Origin of the sequence: Fibrobacter sp., assembly GCA_024398965.1 — a bacterium.
In the GTDB taxonomy this organism is placed as follows: domain Bacteria; phylum Fibrobacterota; class Fibrobacteria; order Fibrobacterales; family Fibrobacteraceae; genus Fibrobacter.
The window spans coordinates 1-4,319 of record JAKSIF010000092.1 but is presented as its reverse complement, the minus strand read 5'-3'; the positions used below and the strand labels follow the sequence as shown (position 1 = coordinate 4,319).

Sequence of the window (4,319 nt, the reverse complement as noted above, 5' to 3'; positions counted from 1 at the left end):
TCTCTTACGGACATCCTGGGAACCTCTGGCGAACTTGAAGCCCAAAGCGCTGCAGAACTGAAGAAGGAAACCTTGGATAAGATCCAGGAAGCCAAGGTCCTGACTTGTGAAGAATACGCTGCCATCGAAACCTTCGGCGAAGAAGAGGGTGACGAAAAGACCCGTGAAGAAGTCTTTGCAAAGCTTGCTGCAGCCGGTATTGAACTTGACGAAGACGCCATGGGCGCTCTTGAAGAAGGCGACCTCAGCGAAACTGCCGATATCTACGCCAACCTTCGCTCCTACTTCCATAACGGTGGTCACGACGGGTTCAACTGGCAGGTGTTTGCCTTCCTGGTATTCATCCTGCTGTACGTGCCTTGCTTGGCTGCCATGGGCGTTGTGGTTCGCGAAATCGGCCTGGGACTTGGCGTGCTGATGGCGACTGTTCAGACGATCCTTGCCTGGTCCGTTGCAGTGCTAATCTACCAGATTCCTGTGGGCGGTAGCACCGGCTGGATTGTCACGGCAGTGATTGTCCTCATTGGTACAGGAATCTTCCTGAAACTCTTCGGCATGAAGGCTAATAAGGAAAAGAGATTCGAGGATTAAAGCGCTCGTGTTATCCTGAGCTATACGAAACTAAGAACTTTAGTTCTCAAGTTGAGTTATGCCCTTTGGGTAGGGGTGCGTAGCACGGAGTCGAAGGATCTAGCAGATTTCTTAATTCAAAAACGTAAATCGGGGCCGTTGGAACGTGTCTCCTCCAACGGCCCTAATTTACAAACTCGTAGTTAGCCTAATCTAATAAAGTTTACTTAAGCTAAAAATAGCTGTGCGGCGATCATCCTTTAGATGATGGCAATGCCCGACACAGCCCCTAAAGTTTATAACAAAAAGAAAAAAGGAAAAACAATGAAATACAATATTGCATTCGGTTTAATGACCGCCTCCCTCCTTGCTGCAAATGCTTTTGCGGAAGAAGCCGCTTCCGCTGAATCCGCTGCAGAATCCAAGGGCCCTGAAGTCGCAATCTCCGGTGAGGTGGAATTTGACGCCTATACGGGTGACCTGCTTAACGACGACGAAGTTACCCATAGCTACGCCTCCACCTTTGATTTGAATTTTGCAGTAAAGTTCAATGATCAGTGGTCTGCGGAAGTCCAGTTGGAAGCCGATGGCGAAACAACAGACCCTGCGGCGATCTATAACGGTGCTTTCGTTCAGTATACAAAAAGCGAAAACTTCGTGATTAAGGCAGGTGACCTGACTTTCTCCGAAGGCGCTTTCCAGAACTACTATGGTTATGATGATCCTGCAGATAACGCTGCAGGTATGTCTGAACACGATATTCGAGGAGTAGAAGTAGATGTTGGAGGCTTTGTTTTTGGGCTCGGCTTCGGTCGCGGTGACAACGACAATCAAGTATGCGTTGAAGAAGATGGTGAAGAATCGTGCGTAGGCGTTGCATACAACGCTCACTTGGCCTATGAATTGGGCTTAGGCGAACACACGGTTCGCCCCTATGTGGATTACAAGTCCTATCAGGAACCGAAGCATAATGAGCTTCACGCGGGCTTGGATGCAAATCTAAAGTTTGGTGGTTTCGGTTTCCATGCGGTTTATGGTCTCCATGCAGATGCCCTTGGCGAAGACGAACCGGGCGCAACTCATGCCATCTTGGTGGAACCCTCTTTTGAAGTAGGTGGCTTCAATATCAAGGCTTCCGCGTTCTATGCAATCATGGATGATGACGCTCCCATCGATCATGGTGATGAAATTCCGGAATACATGTTTGCCTATGTGGAGCCCAGCATGAATCTCTTTGGATCGCTGACTCTTGGCATTCCGCTGGAATATCATACTAATACTTTGGACAGCGATGATGAATTGGAATCTTTTGCCGCTGGTGCCCGCCTGTACTTCGCTCCGGTGGAAGGCCTGGAAATTACCGGCTTTGCCATGGTCAATGTGCCGCTGGGTGATGATTACGGTGATAACGATGACGTGGGTCTGAACCTTGGACTGGAAACCGTTTTCGCCTTCTAAAAATATGCCATAAAACCTCCGCCAGCTTATAAATGTTACCTCATAAAGCTGGATGGGTTTCCCGCCCCGGCGAATGTCGCGGGCGGGACTTTTTATATATTGACTTGCGATGAGACTTTTTTTCGTATCCCTGCTTATGATGGCCGCCATGTCCTGGGCGCACCCGCATGTGTTTGCGGATGTGACTGTCCAGGCTGTGTTTGACGAAACTGGGTTTATCGGTGTTCAGAATCATTGGGAATATGACGAAATTTACGGCACTTCCATGTTCGCTGCTGCCGACGCAAATGGTGATGGCTTGCTTTCAAAAAAAGAATTGGAATCGTTAAAGATTGCCTTTTTGGATCCCCTTGTCAAGCAGAATTATTACAACTATGTTTTGAATGGAACTAAATTTTTGCCTGCGTTGGATGTTGAAAATTTCCAGGCGAAGAAGAAAAATGGGAAACTGGTCTTGGATTACCTGATTCGTTTTTCCGTTCCTGTTTCGAATGAATATAAGTTCTTGGTTATAGTTGTTGCTGATCCGTCGAATTATATTCAGGTCACCTCTGACATGGGTAATTCTGACGTCAAAGCTCCTGATGCGTTAGAAGTGGAGTACTATGACGACAGTCTTGAAGATCTCACCATGATGAAGTCCTTTAGATCCGATGTGGAAGGGCTTTACGTGAGGTTCAAGAAATGAGATCGTCTGTAGCCACATTGTTAGTTGCGTTGTTGCTGCTTTGTGCGCAGTTCTCTTTTTCTGCAGTCACAAAGAAAAAGTTTTCGATGGATGGCTCTACGGCGTCTGCCGAAACCGTTGAATCGATTGCGCCTTCAGAAATGGTTAAAGCAAAGGCGCCTTCGGATTCTGTTGTTCAAGACAATCAGTCTGTTGTAAGTATTCATGACTCTCATATTTTTTGCCTAATGGAAAATTTTGCAGACCAGCAGAAGAAGCTTCGTGAAAATATTGCCGCGAAAATCACTGCTATGAAGAATGGCGAATCCGGTATTATTTGGACGTTTCTTCTGATTTGCTTTATGTACGGAATGCTTCACGCTTTAGGGCCTGGCCACGGAAAATCCATTGTGGTGGGGTATTTCCTTGCACGAAAGGGAAAGTGGAAACATGGCATTGCCCTTGGCGCGGGAATTACTTTTACCCACACTTTAAGCGCGGTGATATTGCTTTTTGTTTTGTACGGGATTTTAAAGGCTGCCGTGTTCCCTTCCTTTGAATTGGGACGCCAGGGAATAGAAAAGGTGAGCTATGGACTGGTTTGCTTTACTGGACTTTTGCTCATAGGAATCGCCGTCCATGATTTAGTGAAACTTTTGAGAAATCGTCGCATCGGCGAAAATGAAACCGGCGAAGTTGCTGTTTCAAAAAATACTTCCTGGAAGGAACTGATTGGGGTGGCCGCCGTAACGGGAATTGTGCCGTGCCCTGCTGTGGCCTTGATTGTTCTGTTCTGTCTCTTGAATTCCATGGTGGCGTTGGCGCTTGCTTCTGCAGGCGCAGTTTGTGTGGGCATGACCGTCACCAATATGTTGTTTGGAATTGGAGCCATTGCCTTGAAAACGGGCATAGACAAAGGAGCCGCCAAAACCGGATGGCTGGCGGCCTACATCCACATTGTGGCTTCCTTTGCAGGAGGCCTTGTGGTGTTCCTTGCGGGATTGTTTATGCTGTGTTAATGCTCTTTAGCATCGGGACTGATGATATCTTCATCAGTCCTTTTTTTTTATATACAGACTTGTCTTGTTTTTTTATTCGATTAGAGTCATTCGGCTGATCGTTATGTTTGTTGTGTCGTTTTCGTTTTGTTTAGCACTGAATGTTAGTAAATGTCTATTAGTTGAACAAAAACTACCAAATCTTCTTTCTAAATCCTGCCATAGTATGTAAGAAATCTTTTTCTCCCCTTTGTAAATGGAGACATTTGCACTATCATTTGTAAGTGTGCCCTCGTAGCGGTGAAATGATAACAAGAAATTTTTGTCTGAAGAATATTCTATACAGAAACCTTTGGCTTGGGCCAACCTTACCTGATCGCCTGGTTCATTCACAAGAACAGTGTTGTTTCCTAATAAAGTAATTTCGTATTCATTACCGGGAATTAGTTGTGTTTTTTTTCTGTAAAAAATCTAAGGACGACCAGTATTCGATATGTTGTGGTGTAAAAGTCGAGCCGTCGCATTTTAAGTATTCGTCAATAGAAACATTGGGCTTCAATGTTGTGATTTTATGAATGGTTATAGAGCTATTGCCCGAATAGCTGGTAAAATTGATTGAATTTACT

Annotated in this window: 4 protein-coding genes; all 4 read left to right on the top strand. The window is 45.7% G+C overall.

The features are described from left to right. Nucleotides 1-591, top strand: a 591-nt coding sequence (locus MJZ26_14600; protein MCQ2107007.1) for a ferrous iron transport protein B, incomplete at its 5' end; no start/stop codon positions are given. Nucleotides 592-894: 303 nt separating this feature from the next. Then, on the top strand, nt 895-2,028 hold the full coding sequence (locus MJZ26_14595; GenBank protein MCQ2107006.1) for a hypothetical protein: 1,134 nt from the start codon (nt 895-897) through the stop codon (nt 2,026-2,028). A gap of 109 nt (nt 2,029-2,137) precedes the next feature. Next, nucleotides 2,138-2,716 (top strand): DUF1007 family protein, encoded by a 579-nt coding sequence (locus tag MJZ26_14590; GenBank protein MCQ2107005.1) that lies wholly within the window; start codon nt 2,138-2,140, stop codon nt 2,714-2,716. A 227-nt stretch (nt 2,717-2,943) separates the two neighbouring features. Then, a complete protein-coding gene (locus MJZ26_14585) occupies nt 2,944-3,714 on the top strand; it encodes a hypothetical protein (protein ID MCQ2107004.1) in 771 nt (256 codons plus the stop codon). Nucleotides 3,715-4,319 lie beyond the last annotated feature (605 nt).

Bases quoted from the DNA above. Each gene is read 5' to 3' on its own strand.
- MJZ26_14585 (MCQ2107004.1), top strand. From the start codon at position 2,944: ATGGAAAATTTTGCAGACCAGCAGAAGAAGCTTCGTGAAAATATTGCC.
- MJZ26_14595 (MCQ2107006.1), top strand. From the start codon at position 895: ATGAAATACAATATTGCATTCGGTTTAATGACCGCCTCCCTCCTTGCT.
- MJZ26_14590 (MCQ2107005.1), top strand. From the start codon at position 2,138: ATGAGACTTTTTTTCGTATCCCTGCTTATGATGGCCGCCATGTCCTGG.